This is a genomic window from Pseudomonas emilianonis (genome assembly GCF_023072625.1).
GTDB lineage: Bacteria > Pseudomonadota > Gammaproteobacteria > Pseudomonadales > Pseudomonadaceae > Aquipseudomonas > Aquipseudomonas paraveronii.
Window position 1 is genome coordinate 1 of sequence record NZ_JAKNRV010000689.1, and the last position, 1,148, is coordinate 1,148.

General features: G+C 61.2%; 1 protein-coding gene. It reads left to right on the top strand.

Annotated elements, in window-relative coordinates; translation table 11 throughout:
- The coding region (locus L9Z73_RS30895; RefSeq protein ID WP_247408780.1) for a helix-turn-helix transcriptional regulator at positions 1-776 on the top strand (776 nt) is incomplete at its 5' end.
- Between the last annotated feature and the right edge of the window lie 372 nt (positions 777-1,148).

The window sequence follows — 1,148 nt, forward strand, 5'->3', positions numbered from 1 at the left end:
GCGTCACGGCCGCCCAGGCGCCCAACGTGCGCGAAGCGGCCCGCACCCTCACGCGCTTTGAAGCGCTGTATGGCTCCAACTATCGCGGGCAATCGAGCTTTTATGAAGACGCCGAAGGCGCCTGGCTGCGTTTCTATTCCATCAGCCCCTACAACGCCTATAACCGCTTTGTGGTCGACTCGATCATCGCCGGCTGGCTGCACCAACTGTCGAGTCTGGCCCAGCAACCGGTGCAGGCGCAGCGCATCGAGATCGAATTCGAGGCACCGGACTACAGTGAACAATACCGCGCGTTGGGCGACAGCCCGGTCCACTTCGGCGCCGACGCCAATCAACTGCGCCTGAGCCAACCAACCCTGGCGCTGCGCAACCCGCAGCATTGCCCGAGCACCTGGCACCTGCTGTTACAGTTATGTGAAAGAGAGTTGGAGCAGTTGACCCGCACCCGCAGCCTGCGCGAGCGCATTACCCGTTTGCTCGGGCCGATGCTCAATGGTGGCCGGGAGCCCGACCTGGAAGAAGTGGCGGCGCGCTTGAAGCTGCCAACCTGGACCCTGCGCCGCAAACTGGCCGAAGAAGGCACTCAGTTCCGGGCGATCCTCAACGATACCCGCCGCGACCTGGCTATGACCTACATTCGCGATACGGAACTGGCATTCGGCGAGATCGCCTACTTGCTCGGTTTTGCCTCGGCTCAAGCCTTTCAACGGGCGTTCAGGCGGTGGAACAACCAGACCCCAGGGGAATTTCGCCGCAGTCAGCGGCATTCCGCCTGAAGCCGGTTTTACAGCTCGGTGGCATCGTCGGCGGGGTCCAAAGGGTCCCATTCAAAGGCCTGGTACTCGAGCAGCTCTTCCTGATAATCGTCCATATTAAGCTCCTTTAGGGTGAAAGCGGCTGCAGATTAATGACCTGCAAGACCAGCCTAAAGTGCCGTCATGACGAAAAAATGTCAGCGCCATGACGTTCCTGCACTACAGGATTAAACGTAGCAGCGCTGCAAGAATTTATCAGGTGCCAATCAGCCCCGCCCCGTCGAAGGCCGTCGGTGTCACTGGGACGGCGTCGGCAGGGGCGGAATAGCCTCCGTCGGCGGCGGCAGCGTGGGTGCAGCAGGCTCTTGTTGCGGAGCAATCGGTGCGGGCTCG